The following is a 24,613-nucleotide window of genomic DNA, read 5'->3' as shown; positions in this document are numbered from 1 at the left end:
TAATAAACATAAAAAACAGGTAAATTCGTCTTGATACTGCCGATTGCTACGTGGTAAAGTGCTGTCGAATCTTCGCCGCAATCTGATAATCAGTCATTTTGTCAACTGTTTCAATACCTACAACGCGACCACTGAGGTTATTTCTTTCAAGACGTTCTTTTAGTTCATCTTTTGCCTCACCCGGCCCAAATATCAGAATAGATTCTGCATCACGAATATACGCAATGACCTCATCGTAGTAAATATTGAGTTCTCCCGTAAAAGTTCTCTGGCGGCTATTATCAGCGGGAATCTGACGCGATTCATAAGTGCCCTTAAGAGGTGAATCACCAGAACGCCGAGGCTGTTTTTCTACGTCAGAAATTATCTCTTTTATCTCTTCTCCTTTCTCCGTAATCGCCACGACAGTAGCTTTCCTATGGTCAATCCACAGCCCTACTTGTGTTTTCATTTATATCTCCTTTGTTAACGAGTTCCACCTAATGTGTACTATGCAAAATTAATTTTGCTTTTTTAAATTCTGTATCTTTGATTGGATTAGGCACAGAAGCAAATGAGTTGTGACAATAATTTTGGTTGTGCTTATGAATGGGTTTAAGTAAATACACTTAACCCCTTAACTTCAATCATTATTGGGCAAAGCTTGTTAAAGAATAAGTTGAAGTGACTAATATGGCGATGGTTTTGCCACTGCAATGTAGTTTACGAGCAGCCTACCCTTTATAATTGGCGAGGGTATCGTTCTTAAGGAATAGTTTTTATGAAAGCAGGGTTTTATTTAATTTCCGATCCTTAACAAGTTATTGCTTTAAATCTCGTTGTGCTAAGGCTTGAACCTCAGTTCGCAGTGCGGAGATTTCTGCTTGTAGAGCTTGAATTGATTTTGCACCTGCTAGTTCTGCTTCATCATCCTCAGCATCCTGACCTACAAAGAATGTTGCTAGCATTGCTGTCGCATAACCACATACTGCGATCGCATACAACCCCAGTAAAAAACATAGCACCCGCCCTTCCGGTGTTTTCGGAAAGTAATCAGATCCAATCGTGGTCATCAGCATTGCCGTCCACCACAGCGCAGTACCATAGTCGGTGATATTGCTATTAGGAAGTTCGCGCTCAAACGCATAAATTCCAGCCGCTCCAACTAAGATAACGATCGCAGTTAATCCCATCACATAGCCAAACCCTCGACGCTGAACACTTACAGCGAGTAATCGCATTCCTCTGTTAGTTCGTGTCATCATTCCCAACAACTGTAACCCTCGAACCGCATGAACCGATCGCAAAGACTGTATGAATCGCACAATCCGAAGGGTTCGTAGCGCTGGGATGAACAGTGAGAAGGCAATTAACCAGTTGTGCTTGAGGTAAGAAAGTTTGCGAGGAGCGAGGAGAAATTTGATGCAAAAATCCACGATCAAGACAATCCAAATGGTAATGCCGATCGCTTCTAAAAGAGGATTTAGTCCCCAAACAAGCTCAACGATAAACAGTCCTAACCAAGCAAAGCTCAGCACTAGCATCGGCATTTCTAGCCAATCTTCCCACTGTTGCAGCATTTCGCTGCGCTCCCGATCTAATGTCGGCTTTTCAGTTAGGTTCATATACCTCATAACGCATTTGATGGATGAGATTGATACGCCCTAAGTTGTGCTCGTAATTGGGCAATTTCAGTCGCCATATCTAACACCATTGCGGCTCCGACTAAGTTCAGTCCCAAGTCTTGACGCAACCGCTGAATCTGAGCAATTCTAGCAATCTCGCGGGAATGCAGCAGGTCGCCAATTGGTTCGATCACACCTAATTCAACATAAATTTTCACTAGCGTAATTGAAGTTTCAGTTACCAATGCAGCATATTCAAAGGTGTAGAGTTGTTCACCTTCGGGTGAAACCACAATTTTTGAAAGGCTAAAGCTCATAACTTAATTTCCTCTAACTGGATACGCGGATTAAAACTCGTATTTGCTTGGATTTTTTCGTAGCATTCTTCCTCGATCTCATTCAGGTCTTTCGGAGTGACTATCTGAAGTTTAGCTAATAAGTCACCTCGTCCTCCTTTTGGCAACGTCCAACCTTTGCCGCGCAGTCTTAATGATTGTCCCGATCGCACTCCTTTAGGCACTTTCATTGTAACGCTACCATCGGGAGTTGGCACGCTGATTTCTGCCCCTAAAACGGCTTCATCGGGGCGAATTGGAATGTCACAAACTATGTCATCACCCTCGAATCGAAAGAAAGAATGGGGCAAAATCTCGATAGTTAAATACAAATCGCCGCGCTGTTGAGAGAATGGACTAGGACGACCTTTACCTTTGAGTCGAATTCGACTACCGGGTTTTGCGCCTGCGGGAATGCGGACGTTGATTGTTTCATCGTCGAGTTGTAGCCGTTTCTGGACACCGTGAAATGCTTCCGAAAATGTGAGTGCGATCGCAGCTTCGGTATCCGGCGCGGGCGCTTGAGAACGAAATCCGTCCCCAAAATCATTAAAACCATTGGTCGCAGTTTGATAGTTCTGGGTTCTACGTTTCGATCCACCTTTCATTCCCCCCAGCAAATCGTTGATAAAGGAATCAAAGTCCTCGTAGCGATCGAAGTCTTCCGCCGAAACATTAGTTCCTCTAGGAGTTGGCGCTTCAGTGTATCCCGGCTGATTCCAATGTTGACCAAAGCGATCGTACTTTTGCCGGTTCTCTGGATCGGAAAGTACCTCATTTGCTTCATTCAAGTCTTTGAACTTTGCCTCTGCATCTTTATCCCCAGGATTGAGGTCAGGATGGTACTTGCGGGCCAGTTTGCGGTAAGCCCGTTTGATTTCTTCAGGAGTTGCAGTTTTGCTCACTCCTAAAATGGTGTAATAGTCTTTAAAATCCGTTGCCGTTGGCATCACTGACCTCTCAATATGTAATGCTGCTATCTGAAATACTATCTGAAATGCTAAAAATGATGATTCATCTAAACTTAATTTGAATTCAAAAAAATGACTTATAAACTAGGTGGGAGTTGTCACTTATCCAGAATTTCGGGAGCGTGAATTGTTCATTATTTTGTCCTAGTTTTTCCATAGTCCCTTAATTGTTTTCAGGCTCCCATCTCCTCCATCGCGACCTTGTATTCGCCACGACGCGCCGCCCAATTGCACTTAGCTCGATGCAACAAAGCCTGCTGTGCGTTTGACACATTCGCCTCTTTGCCTTGCCAAAGCTCTAACGGTGGTTGCTGGATGGCGCGGGCAAAGGAAAACGCTAATGCCCAGGGGAGCATCTCACTTTTGCAGCCAAGCTAGAAATTGGAGGTAGGAGACAGGAGACAGGAGGAAAGAGGAAGAAAGAAGGAGTCAAAAGAAGTCTTTTTACAAATATGAGATGCTCCCAAATTTATTGACTATTTATATCTAGTTCGTGGATGGGTTGCAGCAACTCTTTGGCATCCTGTCCACGCAGTCCTAGCGCCAGCAATTTTTCGACCGTTTGTCGAACCAAATTCTTTAACCGAATCGGATTTTGCTGGGTTTCGATTCCTAAACCTCTCAGTCAATTTTTTGCTCAAGTTTGTATCAGGTTTTAATCAATGGCTAATCAGGGTTTGCCATTCCTGAATTGCAGCAGAGGGAACAGATAAGCTGACGGATTCACCGTCGATGGTTGGTAATGTCAGTTGCAGGGGAATCTCCGCTTGTAACTGAGGTAGGGCAAGCTGAATATCATATTCTGCGACATTCGCTGGGGCTGGTGTGTCCTGAGAAATTTCGCTAGAAATATCCTTGGCGGTTAGAGTTTCGCCCATAGATGTTGTCAAGGTAAGCGGTTGAGTGCGATCGAATTCCACCGCACCAGGAAAGCCCACGACGCGCAGAGAGAGACTAGAACTACCTTCGGGATGGATGCGCTTAAAGGCGATCGCCTGCCAGGAATTTCCGTTCCGATCTTGCAGGGTTTGCCGGGATTGGTAGAGCATTTGCCCTGGATATTCTTCGATTTGCGTCACAGATGCAAAAGCGGGTAAGGGAGTCCAGACAACCAGTGAAATGCAGATTAAAGCAGCTAGCAGCCAGGGCAGCGGGTGAATTTTCAACCCGTTAAAGCAGATAGAGTTCATCACAAAAATCCTCTTAAAGTAAGTTAAAAGCTTTGGCAATTGCAGAGTAAAAATTCGGAATTTTAACTAGAAGCGATCGCTTCTCCTGCGGTTTTCCAACCTGCTTTCGCTAGGTGGAAACCCCTGGACATTATCATAACCCAATAAGTGCAGTGTCATTACTCCCATTGCCGCTCGATAACCGGCGGAACAGTACAGCACTACAGGGCGGTCGTGCGGAATTTGCTCCAGATTGTGCGCCAAGGTTTGGAGGGGAATATTGATGGCATCAGGTATATGTCCAGACTTATACTCAGAGGGTTCTCGCACATCCACCAACAGGGTTTGAGGGCTCTTTAATTGTTTTTTTAACCCTTCGACATTGGCGATCGTGTAATAGCCTGGTGGAATTGATGTGAGAAAGCGATCGATTGTTGATTCCAGATTTACGGTTTTTTCAGACATTGTTTGCATCTTTTCTTGAAAGATTGGTTCAGTTTCTGCGATAGTTGCTGCGAGGATCGGGTTTTGCCCAATGCCAACCAAAAGACAAAAACATAGTGCAAAACCCAGCAATACCGTCTGAATTGATTTCTTAAAGCTCATAAATTGCTCCTAAAATCCTAGTAAAAATTTGAGCCGATTCGATCTATTTCCTTTCAGGTCTTGTGCATTCATCTCTGACTCCTGAGAAAATTTATTGACTATTAATTGAGCTAGACAGAGGTGGGTCAGTTCTGTGATTTTCTTGGTGGTGCAGCCGTCCAAGCGTGTGCTCGATCAATCTGGTCAATTTATCGGCAGCCCCGTCAACGGCTTGGTCTAAGGTCGCTGCCTGATGTGTGACCGCGAGGGGTTGGTGTCCTTTGAGGCGGGCTTCGATCGTGCAGCGCATATCGTCATCGCCGCCCTTCTTGTCGCTGTTCTCATCGCTCAGGTGAACATCAACGTGAGTGATGCGATCGCCCAATCGGCTTAGACTCTCTGCAACTACACCACTAACCTGAGTGGCTAGTGCTTTGTCACCTTTGATGTTGTGGCCGGTATGGATTTGGATTTGCACGATGTTCTCCTGTTGTAATTGTGATTGGCTTAATATTTAGATGGAATGACTAGGATCTGGCTGTCTGTCTTTCCAACCCTTGACATTCCTTGCTGCGCCCCACTTCCAATTGCGGATTTCCGGCAAGTCTTCGCCGTGCTTGTCGATGTAATGCTTATGCTCGATCAACTTATCCTGCATCATCTGCTTGAGATAGTCTCCCTTACTACCCAAATGCAGCAGACGATCGACTACATCTTGCACCAGATGAAAACGATCCAGGTCATTTTGCACCCTCATGTCAAGTGTACATAGATGAAGTTCTGTCCCGGTGTTGTACCCCAATTTCCAACCACTAATGGTTTGACGTGGGAGAGTTGCAGAGGCTGCTTCAGCAATGGATTGTCGTAGAGATAAATTTGCCCAACTGACAGATAGTTGGCGGCACGCCAGTAGGCATCTATTTTGTGGAGTAGTTCTGGGGAAAGAGTGTTTGTTTTTATGGTTAATTGCCCAATTTCTAAGCCCGATAAACCAGTCCGATCAATTGTGTTCACGGTTTTTCTCTTTTTATTTATCTTTATCGGGATTTGTATCTTTTATGACTAAAACAGAACAATTCGCGCGATCGACCACATGATTGCTGACACTACCTACGAAAAATTCTGCGATCGCAGAGTGGTCATGCCGACCTAGTACGATCAGATCGGCATTCCACTCTTGAGCAACACTAGAAATCGTTGCCCCTGGCTCACCAAAATTGTGTTGGTATTCAGCAGGAATATTTCGGGCAGTTGCGCGATCGCAGTATTCTTGCAACCAAGTTTTTGCCTGCTCAATCTGTAGCTGAAGCGTTTCGTCCTGGAGTAATTGAGAAAACCCAGTGTTGATTGGATAGATTCCAAATGTCCCACCTGACTGGAATCCTGGATCGATCGCAGTCAAGTCTGCGAGGCAATGAAGGATCATCAATTTAGCTTGCTCTTGCTGCGCTAAATTGAGTGCGCGATCGAACACGATGGATGTTAAAGGAGAATGATTAATGGCAACTAGAATGCGTTTGAAGTTCATTATTTTGAGCCTTCAGGTTAATTTCAGTGTTGACTAAATCTGCTATTTGTAAAAGTTGAATTATTTCCTTGCGGCTAGGATGTAAAGCTAGTTCCGGGGCTGAAATTTTTGCCCAAGATGAACGTAGCGCAAGAGCCAGTAAATGCTTAAGCCTAAATCCACAATTCCCTCAATCACGGATAGTAAATCTATTCCTGACTTGAGATTGAGGTTGAGATTTGGTGAAAGAATCGCGAACCCTAAAATCAGTCCAGAAATAATGGTTAAAGTAAACTGTATCCAAAATTTACTCTAGCCCAATGTTGGCAGTAAACTAGCAGTTGTGTGTCTCTCTAAAGGATGATATTTTGATTGTAGGTAGCTAGATATAAGGCATTGCTTTCTAAATAGAACTCTTGCAAAAATCCAAAGCACCCCACCCCAACCCTCCCCTCCCGCGGGGAGGGAGCAAGATTATTCTTGTTTCTCCCCTTAATAAGGGGGGACTAAGGGGGGTAAATTTGACTTTTGCAAGAGGTCTAATCTTTGCTTTGAAAAATAGCAGGTGTCTCAAACAGTGTCCATTAAAGATAGCCGTGCGAGGCAAGCAGTAATAGCGGAACATCGCCCCTCGTTCCACAAATCGCTCCATCACCAGCAATATTTACTGATGACTTTTAAGTATTGCCTTCGCCTGCAAAAGCTTTTGATATTTTTCGTCGCTGACCTTTGGATATTTGAGGTTTAGTTCCTTTAACTGGGTGTAAATGATGCTAGCTACTACAAGAAGAGTAAACCATTTGCTATCGCAATACATTACTCCTCTAAGATCGCCGATATTATAGGGTTTGTTAATGCAATGTAATGCAACCAAACGTTAATGAATGCTAATTTTTTGTGCGTTACTCTCCGCTAGGAGACTCTACAAGCTTTCATTTTGCCAAATAAAACTCTATTCAGGGATGTTACCTGTAAAAATCTTGTTATTACACTCATTGGTTGCTTTATCTGACAATTTATGAAATATTTACCCTCTATAAGTATTTATCTTGCGATCTACCAGATAATATAAGTTCTGCCGCTTAAGTTTTGGCTGGTGGAAGTGGTTTGGAAATTCTCTGTCAGTGTCCAAAGTTAAGATGTTTTGGGGTCGTCGGTGAGAGCAAAGTTTTGAGCAGATTCTGGAGTCTAAAATGAAGTTACATTCACGATCTAAATAAAGCTAAGCTGTTGTGCAAATAAACATTGTATATTTTGATGACAATCAAAAATTGTCAAATCCTCTCCCCCTCTCCCCTTCTCCCCCTCTCCCCCTCAATCGCCATACACAATATATATGAGCAACAGCTTAGCTTATGCAAGACCCTAGACAGGAAATTAATGCCAGAGCTTCTATGCCTTTGGAACAGCGAAGGAATTGGTATTCTCCCGTTGCTGATATCTATTACAACGCAAGACCAAACTATCCAAAGGAATTGGTTGATCAATCCGTCGGTTTAGCTCAGCTTTCCTCAGAGGCATCCATTCTTGAGGTCGGCTGTGGTCCAGGAAATGCAACAGTGGCTTTTGCTCAATTTGGTTTTTCGATGACGTGTCTTGAGCCAAACCCAGATTTTTGTCATTTGGCAAGACGCAACTGTATGCTGTACCCGAATGTTGCAATCCACAACACCTCATTTGAGGAATGGAAACTAGAGGAAAAACAGTTCAATGCCGTTCTAGCTGCCAACGCCTTTCACTGGATATCGCCAGAGATTCGGTATGCCAAGGCCGCGTTGGCATTACACGACAACGGGTTTCTTATCCTGCTTTGGAATTTGACCCCTGAACTGAAATATGAAGTGTATCAAGAGATCGAGGAAGTGTATCAAGCTTATGCTCCCTCATTTGTCCGATATGAAGGCGCGGAAATTCAAGCGGAGACTTTGCGGGGATTTAGACAAGAAGTTTTAGACTCTGGTTATTTTAAGGAGTTGGTCTTCAAGCAAACCGCGTGTGAAGTCACCTATAGCATTAATGATTACCTTAAGCTGTTAAGTACCCATCGGGGACTAGAGCCACAAGCGGAAGCGCTACTATTTGCAGGATTGCGGGAGAAGCTAGAAAAAATTGGAGATAGTGTGCGACTCTCGTTTCTTTCGGCTGTTCATGTAGCTCGCAAAGACAAATAATTGATAAGCGATCGCCCAAAAATCACGACTCACAGGAATGGCGATCGCTAATATCAAGCAATTTGCATCCTTATTTCTGGCTTTCCAGAATTTTCTTCGCATTCAAAAGTTCTTGATGTTGCTCTTTACTGAGCGTAGGATACTTGAGGTTCAGTTCCTTTAACTGCGTGTAAATGATGCCCGCCACAACTAGACGAGTAAACCATTTGCGATCGGCGGGGATAATGTACCAAGGAGCATATTTTGTACTCGTGTGATTGAACATATCCTCATAGACAGCCATATAGTCATCCCAAAAGCTACGCTCTTTCGCATCATTCACAGAAAATTTCCAATTCTTTTCAGGGCGATTAATCCTTTCTAGAAAACGTTCTTTCTGCTCCTCCTTAGATACATTGAGGAAAAACTTGAGGACGATCGTCCCGTTATTGACCAGATGCTTCTCAAAGTTGTTGATTTCTTCAAAGCGGCGCTGCCAAATATCATTATCAATTATACTAACAGGGAGCGGTCGCTGCTCTAGGATTTCTGGATGCACTCTTGTTACTAAAATTTCTTCGTAATAAGAGCGATTAAAAATTCCAATTTTTCCTCTTTCGGGTAAAGCCTTAGAACATCGCCACAAATAGTCATGATTTAACTCTTCCGTAGATGGAGCTTTAAAGCTATGCACTTGACATCCTTGAGGATTAATCCCAGACATAACGTGCTTGATGGTACTGTCTTTACCAGCCGCATCCATCGCCTGAAAGATGATGAGCACAGCATGGGTGTTTTGGGCGTAGAGAACATCCTGATATTCAGCTAATGCCTCAATACCTTCCTTTAATTGACCTTTAGCTTTCGACTTTTTGAGGCGATCGGCTTTGTAGGCTGGGTCATAGTCTTTGGCAAGAGAAATTTTTCGTTCTGGTGGAACAATAAAAGGACGAATCAAATCGTCAAGATTTTCGATGGGAAATAGGTTTAAGGATGAATCTGTCATACTTTTAATTCTCCCCTATTAAGGTAATGTCTTGAGATAAGTGAGCGCGTCAGCTTGTCATGAAGGCTTTGTATAGAACCCATTTGGGATCTTAGATATTGAGGTAAGATGAATTCGCAAGTGATTATTGAAGTTTTATCGAACTCTACAAAAACTGACGATCGCAGCGATAAATTTAAATTCTATCAAACAATTCCGACATTGCAAGAGTATATTCTGATTGACCAATCTCAGGTTTATGTAGAACAGTATTGTAAGTTGGCAAAAAAGCTGTGGTCTTACCCTCATTACCATGAGGAGGATGCGGCGCTAGTTTTTAATTTATTTCAAGTAGAAGTGCTGCTTGTAGATGTCAATAGAAAAGTATATTTTGCGACAGAAAATGAGCTAAAAAATGAGATTGAGAAGAACAAAGAGGAATAAGGGCGATCGCTTTTTTGGGAATGTGCGTTATCATTTAATTGAGCGATCGCATTCAAAAAAGTATTTGTTCAAAATCCTATTGGGAGAATATTTTAATGACCACCACATTGCAAACAACCGAGCAACGTTACTTCACAGAAGAGCAATATTTAGCACTGGAAGAAACAGCCGAAGATAAAAACGAATATCTCAACGGGGAAATTATTCCTATGACAGGCGGATCTACAAATCACAATCAAATCGCTGGTAATTTGTACATTGCTTTGAGTCTGGCTCTCAAAAAACGGAATTACCGCATCTTCATCGGTGATGTGCGTCTGTGGGTTCCAAAAGTGCGACTTTATACTTATCCCGACGTAATGGTAATTTTGGGAAAACCTGAATACCACAACAATCGCACAGACATGATTACTAACCCTCAAGCGATTGTGGAAGTTTTATCAAAGTCTACTAAAAATTACGATAGAGGTGACAAGTTTAAATTGTACAAAACTATTCCTAGTTTTCGAGAATATATTCTGATTGACCAAACACAAATTAATGTTGAGCAGTATTCTAAAACCGAGAATAAAAAATGGTTGTATAGCGAGTATGACGAGGAAGATACGGCTTTAGTGTTTAATTCCTTCGAGCTAGAAATTCCTCTATCTGATGTTTACGAACAAGTGAATTTTGAGCAAGTTGAGCAAGAAGATAGTCAAAATGAGGAGTGAGGTCGATCGCACTTTGTTGGAAAAAGGGATCTCGCTTCTCCCTCGTGTTAAACTGAATCTAGCGGTCGTGTTAAGCAAGGAAAAATAGCCGTGATGCCTATCCAAGAACAAATTGTTGACAAACTGAAAAATTTCTCTGAAATCGAACTGCAAGAAATCCTCAACTTTGCTGATTTCCTGTTATGGCAGCGGAGAAAGCAGGAAGTAGCTTCGCCGCCTGATGAAACTGGCAACAGCCAACCAGCAAAGATGGATGAAGAGTGCGAAGTTCATTATGTTGGTGGAGTTTTAGTCGTCAAAGCATCATTAATAAAAAATCAAGAACTGATTAATTGGGATACAATTTTTTACGATATGCGCGAATATGGAAAATATCTAATTGAAAAGACATGACTCAAAATAATTTACTGTCTCGCATCTCAATCGACTCGAATATCTGCTTTGGCAAACCGTGTATTCGCGGTCATCGCATCTGGGTTTCTCTGATTCTTGACTTTCTAGCTAGCGGCATGACTTTGGAAGAATTGCTTGAGGAATATCCGGGAATTGAACGAGAAGACGTTTTGGCTTGTATTGCTTATGGGGCTGAGTTGGCAAGAGATTATTATGTCGAAATTCCTCTGGGTGAAAAAAAGGTAGTTTTAAAGTGAAGTTAAAACTTGATGAAAATTTGGGCAGCATCCGCGTTGTTTCGATGTTACGTTTGGCTGGCCATGATGTTGCGACTGTACGGGAACAAAATTTGAGTTCCACACCGGATGAATTATTAATTGATATATGTCGGAGGGAAGATAGATGTTTGGTGACTTTGGATAGGGGGTTTGGCAACCGCCTCCGCTACAATCCTTCTGATTATTCTGGGATTGTGTTACTGCGTCTGCCTTCTCAATCGAAACCGCAAGATTTGCAAGCAGCAGTAGAAATATTAATTCGCGGATTGGATGCGGCAGAAGTTGCGGGTAAATTGTGGATTATCCGACGGGAACAGCTTTTGGAGTATCAAGCAATATCGTCAGATGAATCTGACTAAAAATTTACCAAATCCCGTAGGGTGCGTCGCGAGCGACAATTTCCGAAATAGCGATCGACATAGCCTTTTTTACCCTCCATCAACAACCCCACTCGTAGATAACATCGCTAAAATCCAATTTTTTTAATGCTGATTCTTTGACAAAAAAGTTACCTACGCCACCATTGCCCCACATAATATCTATTACCTCATTAGCATCGCCATCCATTTGAAATAAAAGGCTATACGGATCGCTTTCGCTATCGAGTATAGGATCGTTTGATTGAAAAGAACCATGATAGCCACCAATTTTATGACCGCGAGGAACACATAGATTTAGATAATTGTCCCTAACTTCATCGTCTTCTCTAAATAATTTAAAAAAATCTTCTCCTAAAAACTTTGTAAATCCATCATCGTAATGGGTAATTGGCGCATACTTTTTAGTAAATTGCAAACTGCAACTTCCCCAAATAGGCACGTATTCAAATTTGGGCAAAAAATCATAATTGGTGATGATATTCTCAAGGTTGAAATCTGGTTGAGGAAAATAGAAAATTTGAAAAATATCTTCATTATAGCCGAAAGATAAGCCATATAGTTGATCGTCTGGAAGATAAAACTGCAAGATTCCTCGATCGGGAAAACCTTCAAGAGGCGGTACTTCAGAAAAGTTGATTTGGGCAAGCAATAATAAGCAATCGCCATTAGGAGTTTTAGGATACTCGAACCCTTTAGGTAAGTATGGCAACCCACCAAATTTACTTTGCCACCAGTTCGCAGGTTCGTTGTTTTGAATTGTAATTTCAATATAGGGTTTGATAGTTGATTCGATTCGATCGCGATACTTTTCTAGTTTGGGAGATAGCGGCACATCAAGTTTGTAGCTCATAAACCTATCGCAACTTATTTTAAATCCAAAACAAAACTTTGCAAGGCGGGCATTTGCCCGCCCAACAAATCATTAAGCCCCGACAGATTCCTTCGCTGCGTACAGCACCTCAACGGTAATCTTATCAATCCCCCGATCGCGCGCAAACTTCTCAGTATTCCGCTTCACCTTACCCCGCACAAAACCGGGGATTTTGTTCAATTCAGCCTGTCCATCCTTCGTCCAACCCATATCAGAATCAGCCGAAATACCCTTCGTAATCACTTCCTTGGTATCGTGGCCGCCGAAGATTTCCAGCAAGTGGTCTTCCATTCCCAAAGTGAAGGAATTGTACACCAAATCTACGCACTGATTCGTCCCTTCATAACCCAAAAATGGCTTGTAGCCGATCGGGAAATTTTGGACGTGAATCGGTGCAGCAATTACGCCGCAGGGAATATCCAACCGCTTACCGACGTGGCGTTCCATTTGCGTGCCGAAAATTGCCGAAGGTTCCGCTTTGGCGATCGCATCCCCAATTTGCCCGTGATCGTCCGTGACGAGCACTTCATCACAATACTCGCTAACCTGTTCCCGGAACCAGTCAGCATCGTGTTTGCAGTACGTTCCAGCCCAGACAACGTGGATTCCCATCTCGCGAGCCAAAATCTTCGTCATCGCCGCAGCGTGCGTATTATCGCCAAATACGACGGCTTTTTTGCCGGTTAAGTTTTGGCAGTCGATCGACCTTGAGAACCAAGCAGCCTGCGACACAAATCGAGTTTGTTGGTCAATAAAGTTTTCGTAATCAACATCCGCACCTTGAGCATTCAAAACTTGCTGAATCTTGCGGATACAGCGCGCAGTTTCTACCACACCCATCGGCGTAATATCCACCATCGGCGTGCCGAATTCTTTTTGCAAATACTCCCCGGCCATCATCCCCAATTCCCGATAAGGAACCAAGTTAAACCAAGCCCGCGGCAGTCTTTTTAAGTTGTGAACCGAAGCACCTTCGGGAATAACTTCGTTAACTTCAATTCCCAAATCTGCCATCAAACGCTTCAACTCGGTGCAGTCGTGCTGGTTGTGAAAACCCAGCGTAGACATCCCGATGATGTTGACAGATGGTTTTTCGCTTTTGGCTTCTACTAAATCGCCTTTTTTGCGGGCTTTGTTAATGTAAAATTGGACGATTTGATCTAACGTGCGATCGGCAGCTTGCAATTCGTTGACGCGGTAATGGTTGACATCCGCCAGCAATACATCGCCTTTGGCATCCAATTGAGCTCGCTCCACGAAGTTTTCCAAGTCTTCTTGCAGAATGCTGGAGGTGCAAGTCGGAGTCAACACGATTAAATCTGGGTGTTCTTCTCTGTCTTTGCGGGTGATATTGTCCACCACCCGTTCCTGCGAACCCCGCGCCAGTACGTGTCTGTCAACGACGCTGGTAGTTACCGGAGTGAAATCCCGTTCCCTCTCCAGCATGGAACGCATGACGTTGAAATAGTCGTCTCCAATTGGTGCGTGCATGATCGCATGGACGTTTTTGAAGGAAGTGGCCACGCGCAAAGTGCCGATGTGGGCTGGGCCTGCGTACATCCAATAAGCCAATTTCATAGGTATTTTTCCTGATGTTGGTTGAGATTTGCCCGATCGGGCGATTACTGCTAAATTTTAAGGTTGTTTCCGATTTTCTCACCGGATGAATCCTTTAGAAATAATAACTTTCTGAAGATTTACAGATGAGAAAAATCCTCAAACGCTTTTGCTGGCTGGGATTTTACTCGCCCTTCCCACAATTTTACCTTTGTTTTATGGCAATAATTCTTAATGTATTGTCAAGTTTCGTTAAGAACCGGACACATCTTATTAACCTAGGATACCCCAGCCGCACCTGACCCCTAAATTGCTACAATAATTTTCGCCCAACTGCATTATTGACTTTTTAAACAACATCGAATACACTATTAATTAATCCACTATTTCCTCTGTCGCGAAACTTGCTTAATTAGGGGAAATATTGACCTAAAACAAATTCTTGACAAATCCCATGAAACTATCCAAAATTGACTTGAGCAGCGTCTTAGCTGTCGGTCACTCTAACGGCCAGTTAGGACTGTTGATCGATCGCGGCGCAGAAGTCGAATTTATCGAAATAGCCGCACCCGAAGCTGCAATGCACGGCCTGCAAATGGTTGATTTCATCGCCAATACAGATTCCACCGAACTCAATGGCGCTATTGAATCACCAGAAATTGCTCCCTGCGGCGAACCAATTGCTATGATGTCCGTAGATTCCCAAATGGCTAGAGCGATCGGATACAACGAAGAAGAGCAAGTTTTACAAATAGAATTTAGCAGTGGCTCAGTCTATCAATACAGCGACGTAGAACCGGAAATTTGGGAATCTCTGCAAGATGCCGATTCTACAGGCAGATTTTTTAACTCCGACATTAAAGGTTATTATTCGAGCCAGCGCGTAGATGAACCAGCGTAGTTAGAAGTTGCACCTAAAAGCGGTTTGAGCGAGGTGTAATAACTTGCCTATTTTCACTACAAACAAGCTAAATTCAAGCAATCTCCTCAAAGCTGAGATTGTTTTTTTAGGATCGTCTCCTTTTGGCAAAAAGCGTTTTTTTGCAGTGCGAGCTTCAGATATCGCGAGTCTCACAAGCGATCGCACTATCAAAGCAAAGGTGAGATTGTTTTTTTGTCAGCCGTGCGATCGATCCTTACATCAAATCCTTGCACAAATTCTCTATTTGTGCTTTTGTTTACCTAACTGCTGAGGTGACGAAAGCCCCAGGGCGCTTTAGAAAGCAGCAGCTCTTTCCTGTCAAGGCGGATCTTCCCACACACCCCAAAAGATAGCTCTTAAGCGATAATGAAGAATAACATAGGATTTACCAAGAAATTGGGTCTAAAGCCCCGTCCTTTTAGGACGGCTTTTCCTCTTTAAACTTATCAATCCAGTCCTCTACAAGTTGGGTCATTGTTTTTTCTTTCTGTTTGGCAATTCTCCGTAACTTCTCTAAGCGACTCACGGCAATGCGAATACTTAATCTTTGCTTCATCATTTGGCTACCCAATTGCTATCCATTATGGTATCATAATTAGCATGAAAACATTGAAGTTCAAGCTATATCAAAGCAAGTGGAATAAACACCTCAAGCGAAGCATTAATGCTGCTGGGGTGATTTATAACCATTGCATCGCACTTCACAGACGGTACTACCGGATGTGGAACAAGCACTTGAATTGCAGCAAGCTTCAAAGTCATGTCGCTCAACTCAGAAAGCGTAAAGTATTTTGGCAACAGGTTGGATCTCAGGCTGTGCAGGATATCTGTCAACGCATTGAGAAAGCCTACCAACTGTTCTTTAAACATCACAAGAAAGGAGTTAGACCACCTGGCTTCAAGAAAGTTCGCAGATACAAATCATTTACTCTCAAGCAAGCTGGCTACAAAATTTTAGGTAGCAATCGAATTAAAATTGGGAATCGCGTTTATCAGTATTGGAATTCCAGAGAGATAGAAGGCAAAGTTAAGACGTTAACCATCAAACGCACGACATTAGGAGAGTTGTTCATGGTTGTGGTCGTTGACAGCGTTGGAGAGCCTGAAACCAAAGTCGAGACGAGTAGAATCGCTGGCTTTGATTTCGGCTTAAAAACGTTTCTCACCTGCTCAGATGGAACAAAAATTGAATCGCCGCAATTTCTGAAACAGTCCCTCAGTGCTATCAAGAAAGCAAATCGTCAGCATTCCAAAAAACGGAAAGGCTCAGCGAACCGAGAAAGAGCAAGACTTAATCTAGTTCGCAGACACGAGGGCATAGCAAATCGTCGATCTGATTGGTTCTGGAAATTGGCTCACGAATTAACTGATAAGTTTGACGTGCTGTGCTTTGAGACTTTGAATCTAAAAGGAATGCAACGACTCTGGGGACGTAAAATCTCAGACCTTGCATTTGGCGAATTTCTCCAAATTCTCGAATGGGTAGCCAAAAAGAAAGGAAAACAAGTAGTTTTCATCGACCGTTGGTATCCATCTAGTAAAACTTGTTCCCACTGTGGACAAGTTCTGAAAGAGTTGGATCTGTCGGTTCGTGAATGGCGCTGTCCGTCCTGCCAAAGGGTGAACAACAGAGACGAGAACGCCGCGATAAATATTTGTGCGGTTGGGGCATCAACCGTTAAGTTAGGTGATGTTAGACAGGCTACGCCTGCAATTGCTGTTTGAGCTTAGAATCCCCTCGCCTGATAGCAGGGGAGTATGTCAAGAAAAAACCCTGGTTTATAGGAAAAAATCTGGGGTTTGTCAACGACTAGCAACGAAAAAATCGGGTTTCTAGCCCGCCGTGCGTAAGTCCTGTAATATTAACCAAGCACACCTAATTTGAGAGAACCCAACTATGATGGCAATTCCCGGCGTTGCAGTTCTCGCTCTCATTTATGAAAGCAGCACTTCCCTGGTTTACCGCGGCCGCAACGAGCAAGACAACCAACCCGTTATTATCAAACTGATCAAAGAAGACTATCCGACTCCCGAAGAACTCAATAGATACAAGCGCGAATATGAGATTACCGCCAATTTAAACCTCCTGGAAGGAGTTGTTAAAGTATACAAATTGCAGCAGGTTAGAAATAGTCTGGCAATGATTTTAGAAGATTTTGGCGGCGAATCTTTGAGGATTTTCATGGCTTCTCAAAAATTTACAACTTTAGGATTTTTGACCGCAGCCATCAAAGTTGCTGAAACCTTGGGAGAAATTCACGCCCGCAATGTAATTCATAAAGATATTAACCCCTCTAATATAGTTTTCAATCCAGCTACCGGACAAGTTAAACTTATAGATTTTAGTATCTCAACTGCATCCAATCTAGAAGACTTTCCCAATAAAGATCCTAATTTTTTAGAAGGCACTTTAGCTTATATGTCGCCGGAACAAACTGGCAGAATGAACCGCGTAATTGATTACCGTACAGACTTTTATTCCCTAGGCGTTACCTTCTATGAAATCCTATCGGGACAGCTCCCTTTTCCCACTACCGATCCGATGGAGTTAGTTCACTGTCACATCGCCAAACAGCCAGTACCGATCGCTGAAATTGCACTAGAAATTCCTAAAGCTATTTCAGATATTCTCATGAAATTGTTAGCGAAAACCGCTGAGGATCGCTATCAAAGTGCTTGGGGGCTCAAAGCAGATTTGGAAGCTTGTTTGTTTCAGTTGCAAACATCTGGAATTATTACCGAGTTTGCTCTCGGACACCAAGATATTTCAGACAAATTTAAAATTCCTCAAAAACTTTACGGCAGACAGCGAGAAGTTGAAACTCTTTTAGCAGCTTTTGAACGGGTAGCCGCCACAAATAATCGAGCCTACCGCCTCGAACAATCGCAAATTTCTGTCATCAAGAAAGAACTCAAATCGAAAAAAGAAAGCGCTCTGTCAGTGCTGGCGAGAGGACAGCATAAATCCCGCAGCGAGATGATGCTGATTGCTGGTTATTCGGGCATTGGCAAATCTGCAATGGTGAAGATTTTAGACAAATCCATTACCCGCAGGCGCGGTTATTTTATTTGGGGAAAGTTTGACCAGTACAAACGGACTATTCCTTACTCTGCAGTTGTCAGCGCTTTTTCGGAGTTAGTGCGGCAACTATTAACTGAAAGCGAAGCTCAATTGGCAGTTTGGCGCGAAAAACTCCGCACTTCTTTCGGTCAAAACGGGCAAATTATTATTGATATACTTCCCGAAATTGAACTAATTGTCGGAGCTCAATCTCCTGTCGCTGAATTGGGGTCTACAGAATCTCTTAACCGCTTTAATTTAGTATTTCAAAATTTCATTCGCGTATTTTGTCAGCCCGAACATCCGCTGGTGATTTTTCTCGACGATTTGCAGTGGGCAGATTCTGCGACTCTCAAGCTGATCGAATTGATGATGACAGATGAAGCGACACAATATCTGTTTTTAATCGGCGCTTATCGGGATAATGAAGTCAGTCCCACTCATCCTTTAATGATGACTGTGGAGACGCTGCGAAATCAGGAAGCCATCATTAATGAGATTGCTTTGTCGCCGCTGGGGGTCGAAAATATCACTGATTTGATTGCCGAAACTTTGCACAGCGATCGCGAATCTGTCAAACCTTTAGCTGAACTGGTTGTCAACAAAACAGATGGTAATCCTTTTTTTGTTAATCAATTTCTGCAAACATTGTATCAAGAAAACCTGCTAGTTTTTCATCCGCCTCAGTCGGGGAGCAAGGGCGGCTGGCATTGGAATATGACTCAAATTGAGCAGTGCGCTATCACTGACAATGTTGTAGATTTGATGGTGCAGAAGTTGAGAAAACTGCCGTTGCAAACGCAGCAAGTTTTGCGTTTAGTGGCTTGTTTGGGCAACGAATTTGATTTAAATACTCTTTCTTTAATTAATGAAAAAGAAGCGTCGGAAACTTTTTCGCACTTACTGCCGGCGATTAAGTCGGGACTGATTTTGCCAACTTCGGAATTGGAAAGCAAGTCCTTAGATTATGTGCTGTTTCCGCTGTTGATTCTGAATTATAAGTTTTTGCACGATCGCGTACAACAAGCAGCTTACGCTCTGATCGACGACTCGGAAAAAAAGGCAGTTCACCTGAAAATAGGCAGGCAAATCCTCGAAAACACTCCGGCTGAGTATCGCGCTGACAGAATTTTTGAATTAGTCGATCACTTGAATGTAGCTCGATCGCTAATTAGAGACGAGCGAGAATTAATTGAACTAGCAACCCTGAATTTAGACGCCGCCCGCCGAGCTAAAGATGCCACGGCTTATGTTGCGGCTTTGGAGTATTTGACTGCTGGTATGGACGGTTTGACGGCCGATATTTGGGATTTTTACTACGACTTAGCCTTTGCTCTGCACATGGAGCGCGCAAATGTTGAGTATCTAAACGGCTATTTCGAGCATTCAGAAGAATTTATTAACATAACTTTGCAAAAAGCGCGATCGCCCTTAGAAAAGGTAGAAATTTACAACCTGCTGATTGTGCAGTACACCCTCCGCGCCAAGTACGAAGAAGCCGTTAAAGCCGGAATCCAAGCTTTGAACTTGCTGGGAATTGACTTACCGCTAGACGGGCTGCAAAAAGTCATCTCCGAAGAATCAGCAACAGCCAAAAAACTTTTAGCAGGTAAAGACATCTCTTCCTTAATTGACGCACCAGAAATGACGGTACTAGACAAAAAAGTTGCCGTCAAATTAATCACAAACTTATTAACATCAGCTTACCTCAAAAATCCCGACTTGTGGAAAGTCAGCGTCTTAAAAGGAGTCAATCTCTCTCTCACCTACGGTTTAGTTCCCGAAGCATCTCTCTGTTACGCGGGCTACGGTATGTTCTTAAACGCTGTTTATGGAGATTACAAAGCAGCTTATCAATTTGCCATGTTGTCCCTAAATTTGAGCGAAAAATCTGGAAATATCGGCTTGAAATGCAGAGCTTGTTCCTCCTTAGTTAGTATTTTTTATTACTGGTTCAACCATATCAAAGATTGCCACGCCATCAGCAATGAAGGATATCAAGCTGCCTTAGAATCAGGAGATTTAGAATACGCGGGTTATATTCTCTCCAACCGCATAGCCAACTACTTTTTTCAAGGGAAAGAAATATCCCTCATGCTAGCAGACACCAGCAGGTATTTGCTATTCAGCCAAAAAACCAAAAATCAACTTGTTACCGACATATTATTAGGGGCAGAGTTGATTCTCCGCAACTTGAGCCAACTCACTTCTGAAAAGTTTGTATTTGAGAGCGAAGATATCAGCGAAGCTGAATATGTACAAAACTGTCTAGCTCATCAAAATTTGTACTCGCTGTGCCTTTATCAGATTCGCAAATGTCAGGTAATGTACTGGTACGGAAACTTCAACGAAGCGCTGCAACTAGCTTTGGAAGTAGAAAAGCAGCTATCTTTTATTACTGCAGCAATACCCGCTACCGAATGGAATTTTTTCTTTTCTCTAGTTTTAGCAGCAGTTTTTCCCACTGTTCCAAAAGACCAGCAAAAACAATACCTAAAAAGGTTAGAAGCCAATCAAAAACAGATGAAGATTTGGGCGGACAACTGTCGCGAAAACTTTCTGCACAAGTACCTTTTAGTACAAGCAGAAATAGCTAGAATTACCAAAAAAGACTCAGAAGCTGTAGAGCTTTACGATTTCGCGATAAATTTAGCTCAAGACAACGAGTTTATCCAAAATGAAGCCCTCGCTAACGAACTAGCAGCCAAATTTTGGTTGAGTAAAGGTAAATATCAATATGCCAAAATCCACTTGCGCGAAGCTCACTCGTGCTACTTGCGCTGGGGCGCTGTCCGCAAAGTTGAAGATTTAGAACAAAAGTATCCGCAGTTGCGAGAAATGACCCCGCTGCACGGAAGTTTTAACAACAATCCAACTACAACAACTATTCATACTTCTACTGGCAGCGATGCGAGAGTGCTAGATTTAGCAAGTGTAATGAAAGCATCTCTAGCGATTTCCAGCGAAATTGTTTTAGACAAATTGCTGGCTTCTTTGATGAGGATATCACTGGAAAACGCGGGCGCACAATCCGGTTTTTTGATTTTGGTGAGAGATGAAAAATTGTTAATTTCAGCTCAAGCGTCAGTAATTGCTGAAGATGTAGCGGTGCTGCAATTTACGCCTGTTGAAGAATGTCAGGATTTACCTGTGACGGTGATTAATTTTGTGGAAAGGACTCGCTCGGACGTGGTGTTGAGCAATGCGACGGCTGAGGGGCGATTTACGGCAGATCCTTATGTGGTAAAACACCAGCTCAAATCTCTTTTGTGTACGCCGATAGTCAATCAACGCAAATTAATCGGCATTCTTTATTTAGAAAACAACTTAACAATCGGAGCATTTAATGCCCACAGATTAGAAGTTTTAAGGTTGCTTTCTTCCCAAGTTGCAATTTCTTTAGACAATGCTCTGCTTTACAATTCGGTGGAGCAGAAAGTGCAAGAGCGGACGCAGGAATTGAATGAAAAAAACGAGCGTTTAGAACAAACTTTGCGCGAACTAAAACTCACTCAAGCTCAATTAATTCAAACTGAAAAGATGTCTAGCTTGGGGCAAATGGTGGCTGGTGTCGCTCACGAAATTAATAATCCTGTAAGTTTCATCTACGGCAATCTCAATCCGGCTAGCGAATACGTAAAAGATTTGCTGAAATTGATCGAGCTTTATCAGCAAAACTATCCAGAACCTGTTGATGAAATTCTAGAGGAAATAGAAACAATTGAACTGGAATTTTTGAGCGAAGATTTGCAAAAACTGCTGGATTCGATGAAAGTTGGAGCGGAAAGAATCCGAGATATTGTGTTGAGCTTGCGGAATTTTTCGCGCCTCGACGAAGCGCAAATGAAGTCGGTTGATATCCATGAAGGTATTGACAGTACGGTGATGCTGCTGCAACCGCGCTTGAGGAAAGAGGGCGGACGTTTGGGAATTGAGGTGATTAAAAATTATAGCCAACTGCCGTTAATTACTTGTTATGCGTCGCAGTTGAATCAGGTATTTATGAATCTTTTGACCAATGCGATTGATGCGCTGCTTTTGGCAAGAGATTGCCCGGAAAGCTCTCAAAAACAGCCGAATATTACAATTTCTACGGAGCTGACAGACAGGAATTCGGCGATAATTAGAATTGCTGACAGCGGGCCGGGGATGAGCACTGAGGTGCTGCACAAGATATTCGATCCGTTTTTTACAACTAAACCGGTGGGTTCTGGGACTGGTTTGGGGTTGTCGATTTCTCACTCGATTGTTGTTAGTTCCCACGGCGGAAATTTGACTTGCGTTTCTGCACCGGGAGAGGGTACGGAGTTTGTGATTGAGATTCCGATCGCCCCGCGGCAAGTTTTGTAAGAAATAGCGAATATTGGGCGAATATCCGGCGGTTGAAACCGCGTCTACACAAACAATGTCCGCCTTTGGGAGGCTAAGAAAATTGTACTTGGCGGTATAAATCTGCGATCGCAATTTCCACACCCACCGATTCAAGTAGCAAAGAATCGCCCAAACCATATTCTGACAGCACCCACTGACTCTGTTGATTGCGTCGAAACAGTTCTACTCCGGGCTGTTGAACTTGCACTAAAACATACTCTTGCAGCGTTGGAAATTGGCGGTATTTAGCAAATTTGGTGCCGCGATCCGCTGCTTCTGTGGAAGGTGATAAAACTTCGACAATCAAGGAAGGAAATTGCACTAATTGCGGATCGTTATCGCGATCGTCGCAAGTTACCATAACATCAGGATAAAAATATTTTTGCCCTCGTTCTACTTGCGCTTTTACATCCGTCATGTACATCTCGCAAGGGCGATCGACAAGGGCATCATCCAGGAGTTTCGAGAAGTTGAAGGTAATTCGATTGTGATCGCGGGTGCCGCCGGTCATGGGCACAACTTCGCCATCCCAATACTCGTAGCGTTCTTCTTGGGTGGGTTCCCAAGCTAGGTATTCTTCTGCGCTCATCAATGGGCGATCGGGTAAAGCAACCATAATTGCGATCGGGTAATGAAGTCTGTTTCTAGGATAACAGGAAGATTGGCTTCCCTGCGCGGGGATTGATGAAGGGCGATCGCTCTAAACTATCAACTTTGTTAAACCCTCATAGGAAGTGATATAATTGGTAAAAAATACCTTCAGGAGAAACAGATGAAAGCTGTTGAAGTAACGGGAACCCTGGATGAAAAAGGTCAATTATTTCTCGATCGCGCGATCGAAGACTTCCCCCCCAGCCGCGTGCGAGTGATCGTACTTTTTGCCGAAGTAACAGAGGAAACCGAAATCGATCCTGATGATACTCCCATTGCCGAAGTGAAAGCAAGTCTCAGGAGAGCATTACAGCAAGCAAAAGCCGGACAAACCCGACCAATTTCTGATCTGTGGGAGAGAATCGATGCTGAATGAGCCTCATCTAGTTTCTATCAGATTCTCAGACGAATTTGAGGAAAACTTATATACCTTGTCAAAAAGATATCGACTGATTCGCTCGGATGTTCAGCCAATTATTGAACAATTCCAAGGGGGGAATTTTACTGGCGATCGCATCCCCGGAATGGGTGAAAATTATGTCATCTTGAAGGTGAGAGTCAGAAATAGCAATATCCAAAAAGGAAAAAGCGCTGGTTATCGACTGATCTATCAAGTTGAATCACCGACTAGCGTACTGCTATTAACCATTTATGCTAAATCAGACCGAGAAGATATTAGTCCTAAGGAGATTCGTAACATCTTAGCTGAGTTCGATCGGGATGAATGAATGATTAATGTCGGTAATCACGAGGTTAAAATTAACCAAGTTAAAAAGCTTGCCGCTGAGCCTCCAACAATTCCTGAATCCCAGTTTCTGCCAAATCCAAAATTTGATTTAACTGACTCCGACTGAAACTTCCCTCTTCCGCAGTTCCCTGAATTTCAATGATATTCAAATCTCCATTCATTACCACATTACAATCAATTTCTGCCGCCACATCTTCAAGATAATTCAAATCTAAAAATAGCTCATTTTCCAAAAGCCCCACAGACACCGCCGCCACTTGGCGAATCAAAGGAGACTGCCCCAAATCACCTTTTTGCACCAACTTATTCAAAGCATCAGCCACAGCCACAAACCCGCCATTAATTGAAGTCGTGCGAGTCCCCGCGTCTGCTTGCAAAACATCCGCATCCACAAGTATCGTGCGTTCGCCCAAAAGCTCCATATCCAAGCACGATCGCAAACTGCGGCCAATCAACCGCTGAATCTCTTGAGTGCGTCCCGATAACTTCATAAATTCCCGTTCTTGACGCTGCGGTGTAGAACCCGGTAACATCCGGTACTCCGCCGTCAGCCAGCCTTTTCCGGTATTCTCCAGAAACCTAGGCACTCCCGGCTTGATTGTAACGCTGCACAGTACCTGAGTATCACCGCTTTTTGCGAGCACCGAGGCGCTGGCAAATTTCGTAAATTCGCGATCGAAACTAATCGGACGAAGTTGATTTGGCTGTCTGCCATCTGCACGTTTTGTGGACATAAGTTATTTGTTATTTGTTATTTGTTACTTGTTATTTGTTACTTGTTACTTGTTACTTGTTATTTGTTATTCGTTACTTGTTATTGGTAACAATCAACAAATAACAGCTACTGACTACTGACTACTGACTACTGACTACTGACTACTGACTACTGACTACTGACTACTGACTACTGACTACTGA

Annotated in this window: 28 protein-coding genes; 11 read left to right on the top strand and 17 right to left on the bottom strand. The window is 43.1% G+C overall.

Annotated elements, in window-relative coordinates:
• Positions 1-46: 46 nt before the first annotated feature.
• The 12 genes from QUA97_RS20700 to QUA97_RS28355 form a co-directional block, all read right to left on the bottom strand.
• Positions 47-451 (bottom strand): hypothetical protein, encoded by a 405-nt coding sequence (locus QUA97_RS20700; protein WP_194065970.1) that lies wholly within the window; start codon positions 449-451, stop codon positions 47-49.
• Positions 452-800: 349 nt separating this feature from the next.
• Entirely contained in the window at positions 801-1,604 is an 804-nt protein-coding gene (locus QUA97_RS20695; protein WP_228049734.1) for a potassium channel family protein, read from the bottom strand.
• 5 nt (positions 1,605-1,609) lie between these two features.
• Entirely contained in the window at positions 1,610-1,921 is a 312-nt protein-coding gene (locus QUA97_RS20690; RefSeq protein ID WP_194065972.1) for a chaperone modulator CbpM, read from the bottom strand.
• Positions 1,918-2,889: a DnaJ C-terminal domain-containing protein gene (locus tag QUA97_RS20685; protein WP_333195758.1), complete on the bottom strand. Its 972-nt coding sequence runs from the start codon at positions 2,887-2,889 to the stop codon at positions 1,918-1,920. Before QUA97_RS20685 ends, QUA97_RS20690 begins: the two co-directional genes overlap by 4 nt.
• 194 nt (positions 2,890-3,083) lie before the next feature.
• Positions 3,084-3,266 (bottom strand): class I fructose-bisphosphate aldolase, encoded by a 183-nt coding sequence (locus tag QUA97_RS20680; protein ID WP_333195756.1) that lies wholly within the window; start codon positions 3,264-3,266, stop codon positions 3,084-3,086.
• Between the two features lie 303 nt (positions 3,267-3,569).
• Positions 3,570-4,100: a DUF3122 domain-containing protein gene (locus tag QUA97_RS20675; protein WP_194065974.1), complete on the bottom strand. Its 531-nt coding sequence runs from the start codon at positions 4,098-4,100 to the stop codon at positions 3,570-3,572.
• Positions 4,101-4,166: 66 nt separating this feature from the next.
• Entirely contained in the window at positions 4,167-4,685 is a 519-nt protein-coding gene (locus QUA97_RS20670; protein ID WP_333195753.1) for a rhodanese-like domain-containing protein, read from the bottom strand.
• A gap of 91 nt (positions 4,686-4,776) precedes the next feature.
• Positions 4,777-5,142 (bottom strand): HPF/RaiA family ribosome-associated protein, encoded by a 366-nt coding sequence (locus QUA97_RS20665; RefSeq protein ID WP_333195751.1) that lies wholly within the window; start codon positions 5,140-5,142, stop codon positions 4,777-4,779.
• 36 nt (positions 5,143-5,178) lie between these two features.
• Positions 5,179-5,415: a hypothetical protein gene (locus QUA97_RS20660; RefSeq protein WP_333195748.1), complete on the bottom strand. Its 237-nt coding sequence runs from the start codon at positions 5,413-5,415 to the stop codon at positions 5,179-5,181.
• A 2-nt stretch (positions 5,416-5,417) separates the two neighbouring features.
• A complete protein-coding gene (locus tag QUA97_RS20655; RefSeq protein ID WP_333115459.1) occupies positions 5,418-5,678 on the bottom strand; it encodes a hypothetical protein in 261 nt (86 codons plus the stop codon).
• Between the two features lie 13 nt (positions 5,679-5,691).
• Positions 5,692-6,192, bottom strand: coding sequence for a universal stress protein (locus tag QUA97_RS20650; RefSeq protein WP_333195746.1), 501 nt, complete (start codon positions 6,190-6,192; stop codon positions 5,692-5,694).
• Between the two features lie 87 nt (positions 6,193-6,279).
• Complete coding sequence (locus QUA97_RS28355; protein WP_442922547.1) at positions 6,280-6,471, bottom strand: DUF3611 family protein; 192 nt, start codon at positions 6,469-6,471, stop codon at positions 6,280-6,282.
• A 1,055-nt stretch (positions 6,472-7,526) separates the two neighbouring features.
• Between QUA97_RS28355 and QUA97_RS20645 the strand changes: the two genes are divergently transcribed.
• The gene (locus QUA97_RS20645) at positions 7,527-8,342 is read left to right on the top strand and encodes a class I SAM-dependent methyltransferase (RefSeq protein WP_333195744.1); all 816 of its coding nucleotides are present in this window, start codon (positions 7,527-7,529) and stop codon (positions 8,340-8,342) included.
• A gap of 70 nt (positions 8,343-8,412) precedes the next feature.
• Here QUA97_RS20645 and QUA97_RS20640 read toward each other — a convergent pair whose 3' ends face one another.
• On the bottom strand, positions 8,413-9,327 hold the full coding sequence (locus tag QUA97_RS20640) for a polyphosphate kinase 2 family protein (RefSeq protein ID WP_333195742.1): 915 nt from the start codon (positions 9,325-9,327) through the stop codon (positions 8,413-8,415).
• Positions 9,328-9,435: 108 nt separating this feature from the next.
• On the opposite strand from QUA97_RS20640, the gene QUA97_RS20635 reads away from it, so the two are divergent.
• The 5 genes from QUA97_RS20635 (at position 9,436) to QUA97_RS20615 (ending at position 11,493) form a co-directional block, all read left to right on the top strand.
• Complete coding sequence (locus QUA97_RS20635; RefSeq protein WP_333195740.1) at positions 9,436-9,750, top strand: Uma2 family endonuclease; 315 nt, start codon at positions 9,436-9,438, stop codon at positions 9,748-9,750.
• 95 nt (positions 9,751-9,845) lie between these two features.
• On the top strand, positions 9,846-10,463 hold the full coding sequence (locus QUA97_RS20630) for a Uma2 family endonuclease (protein WP_333195738.1): 618 nt from the start codon (positions 9,846-9,848) through the stop codon (positions 10,461-10,463).
• A gap of 93 nt (positions 10,464-10,556) precedes the next feature.
• Positions 10,557-10,856, top strand: coding sequence for a hypothetical protein (locus tag QUA97_RS20625; protein WP_333195780.1), 300 nt, complete (start codon positions 10,557-10,559; stop codon positions 10,854-10,856).
• Positions 10,853-11,113 (top strand): DUF433 domain-containing protein, encoded by a 261-nt coding sequence (locus QUA97_RS20620; RefSeq protein ID WP_242723171.1) that lies wholly within the window; start codon positions 10,853-10,855, stop codon positions 11,111-11,113. Before QUA97_RS20625 ends, QUA97_RS20620 begins: the two co-directional genes overlap by 4 nt.
• Positions 11,110-11,493 (top strand): DUF5615 family PIN-like protein, encoded by a 384-nt coding sequence (locus QUA97_RS20615; RefSeq protein WP_333195736.1) that lies wholly within the window; start codon positions 11,110-11,112, stop codon positions 11,491-11,493. Before QUA97_RS20620 ends, QUA97_RS20615 begins: the two co-directional genes overlap by 4 nt.
• A 79-nt stretch (positions 11,494-11,572) precedes the next feature.
• On the opposite strand, the gene QUA97_RS20610 is transcribed toward QUA97_RS20615, so the two are convergent.
• Both QUA97_RS20610 and bchB read right to left on the bottom strand, forming a co-directional pair.
• Entirely contained in the window at positions 11,573-12,364 is a 792-nt protein-coding gene (locus QUA97_RS20610) for a YwqG family protein (protein ID WP_333195734.1), read from the bottom strand.
• Positions 12,365-12,436: 72 nt separating this feature from the next.
• Positions 12,437-13,963: a ferredoxin:protochlorophyllide reductase (ATP-dependent) subunit B gene (gene bchB / locus QUA97_RS20605; RefSeq protein ID WP_333195732.1), complete on the bottom strand. Its 1,527-nt coding sequence runs from the start codon at positions 13,961-13,963 to the stop codon at positions 12,437-12,439.
• Positions 13,964-14,396: 433 nt separating this feature from the next.
• Here bchB and QUA97_RS20600 point away from each other — a divergent pair, with 433 nt between their 5' ends.
• From QUA97_RS20600 to QUA97_RS20590, 3 genes are all read left to right on the top strand, one after another.
• On the top strand, positions 14,397-14,843 hold the full coding sequence (locus QUA97_RS20600) for a KTSC domain-containing protein (protein WP_333195730.1): 447 nt from the start codon (positions 14,397-14,399) through the stop codon (positions 14,841-14,843).
• Between the two features lie 621 nt (positions 14,844-15,464).
• Entirely contained in the window at positions 15,465-16,589 is a 1,125-nt protein-coding gene (locus tag QUA97_RS20595; RefSeq protein WP_194068909.1) for an RNA-guided endonuclease InsQ/TnpB family protein, read from the top strand.
• A gap of 172 nt (positions 16,590-16,761) precedes the next feature.
• Complete coding sequence (locus QUA97_RS20590; RefSeq protein WP_194068907.1) at positions 16,762-22,275, top strand: trifunctional serine/threonine-protein kinase/ATP-binding protein/sensor histidine kinase; 5,514 nt, start codon at positions 16,762-16,764, stop codon at positions 22,273-22,275.
• 73 nt (positions 22,276-22,348) lie between these two features.
• On the opposite strand, the gene QUA97_RS20585 is transcribed toward QUA97_RS20590, so the two are convergent.
• Entirely contained in the window at positions 22,349-22,912 is a 564-nt protein-coding gene (locus tag QUA97_RS20585; protein WP_194068905.1) for a Uma2 family endonuclease, read from the bottom strand.
• 156 nt (positions 22,913-23,068) lie between these two features.
• Here QUA97_RS20585 and QUA97_RS20580 point away from each other — a divergent pair, with 156 nt between their 5' ends.
• Positions 23,069-23,323 (top strand): type II toxin-antitoxin system RelN family antitoxin, encoded by a 255-nt coding sequence (locus QUA97_RS20580; RefSeq protein WP_333195727.1) that lies wholly within the window; start codon positions 23,069-23,071, stop codon positions 23,321-23,323.
• A complete protein-coding gene (locus tag QUA97_RS20575) occupies positions 23,313-23,675 on the top strand; it encodes a type II toxin-antitoxin system RelE/ParE family toxin (protein ID WP_333195725.1) in 363 nt (120 codons plus the stop codon). The genes QUA97_RS20580 and QUA97_RS20575 overlap by 11 nt, the downstream gene beginning before the upstream one ends.
• A gap of 40 nt (positions 23,676-23,715) precedes the next feature.
• Here the strand turns inward: QUA97_RS20575 and rph are convergent, their stop codons facing one another.
• Positions 23,716-24,429: a ribonuclease PH gene (gene rph, locus QUA97_RS20570; protein ID WP_333195723.1), complete on the bottom strand. Its 714-nt coding sequence runs from the start codon at positions 24,427-24,429 to the stop codon at positions 23,716-23,718.
• Between the last annotated feature and the right edge of the window lie 184 nt (positions 24,430-24,613).

The organism is Microcoleus sp. CZ3-B2 (assembly GCF_036705055.1).
In the GTDB taxonomy this organism is placed as follows: domain Bacteria; phylum Cyanobacteriota; class Cyanobacteriia; order Cyanobacteriales; family Microcoleaceae; genus Microcoleus.
The sequence above is the reverse complement of the archived record's forward strand: the minus strand, read 5'-3'. Positions and strand labels throughout refer to the sequence as shown.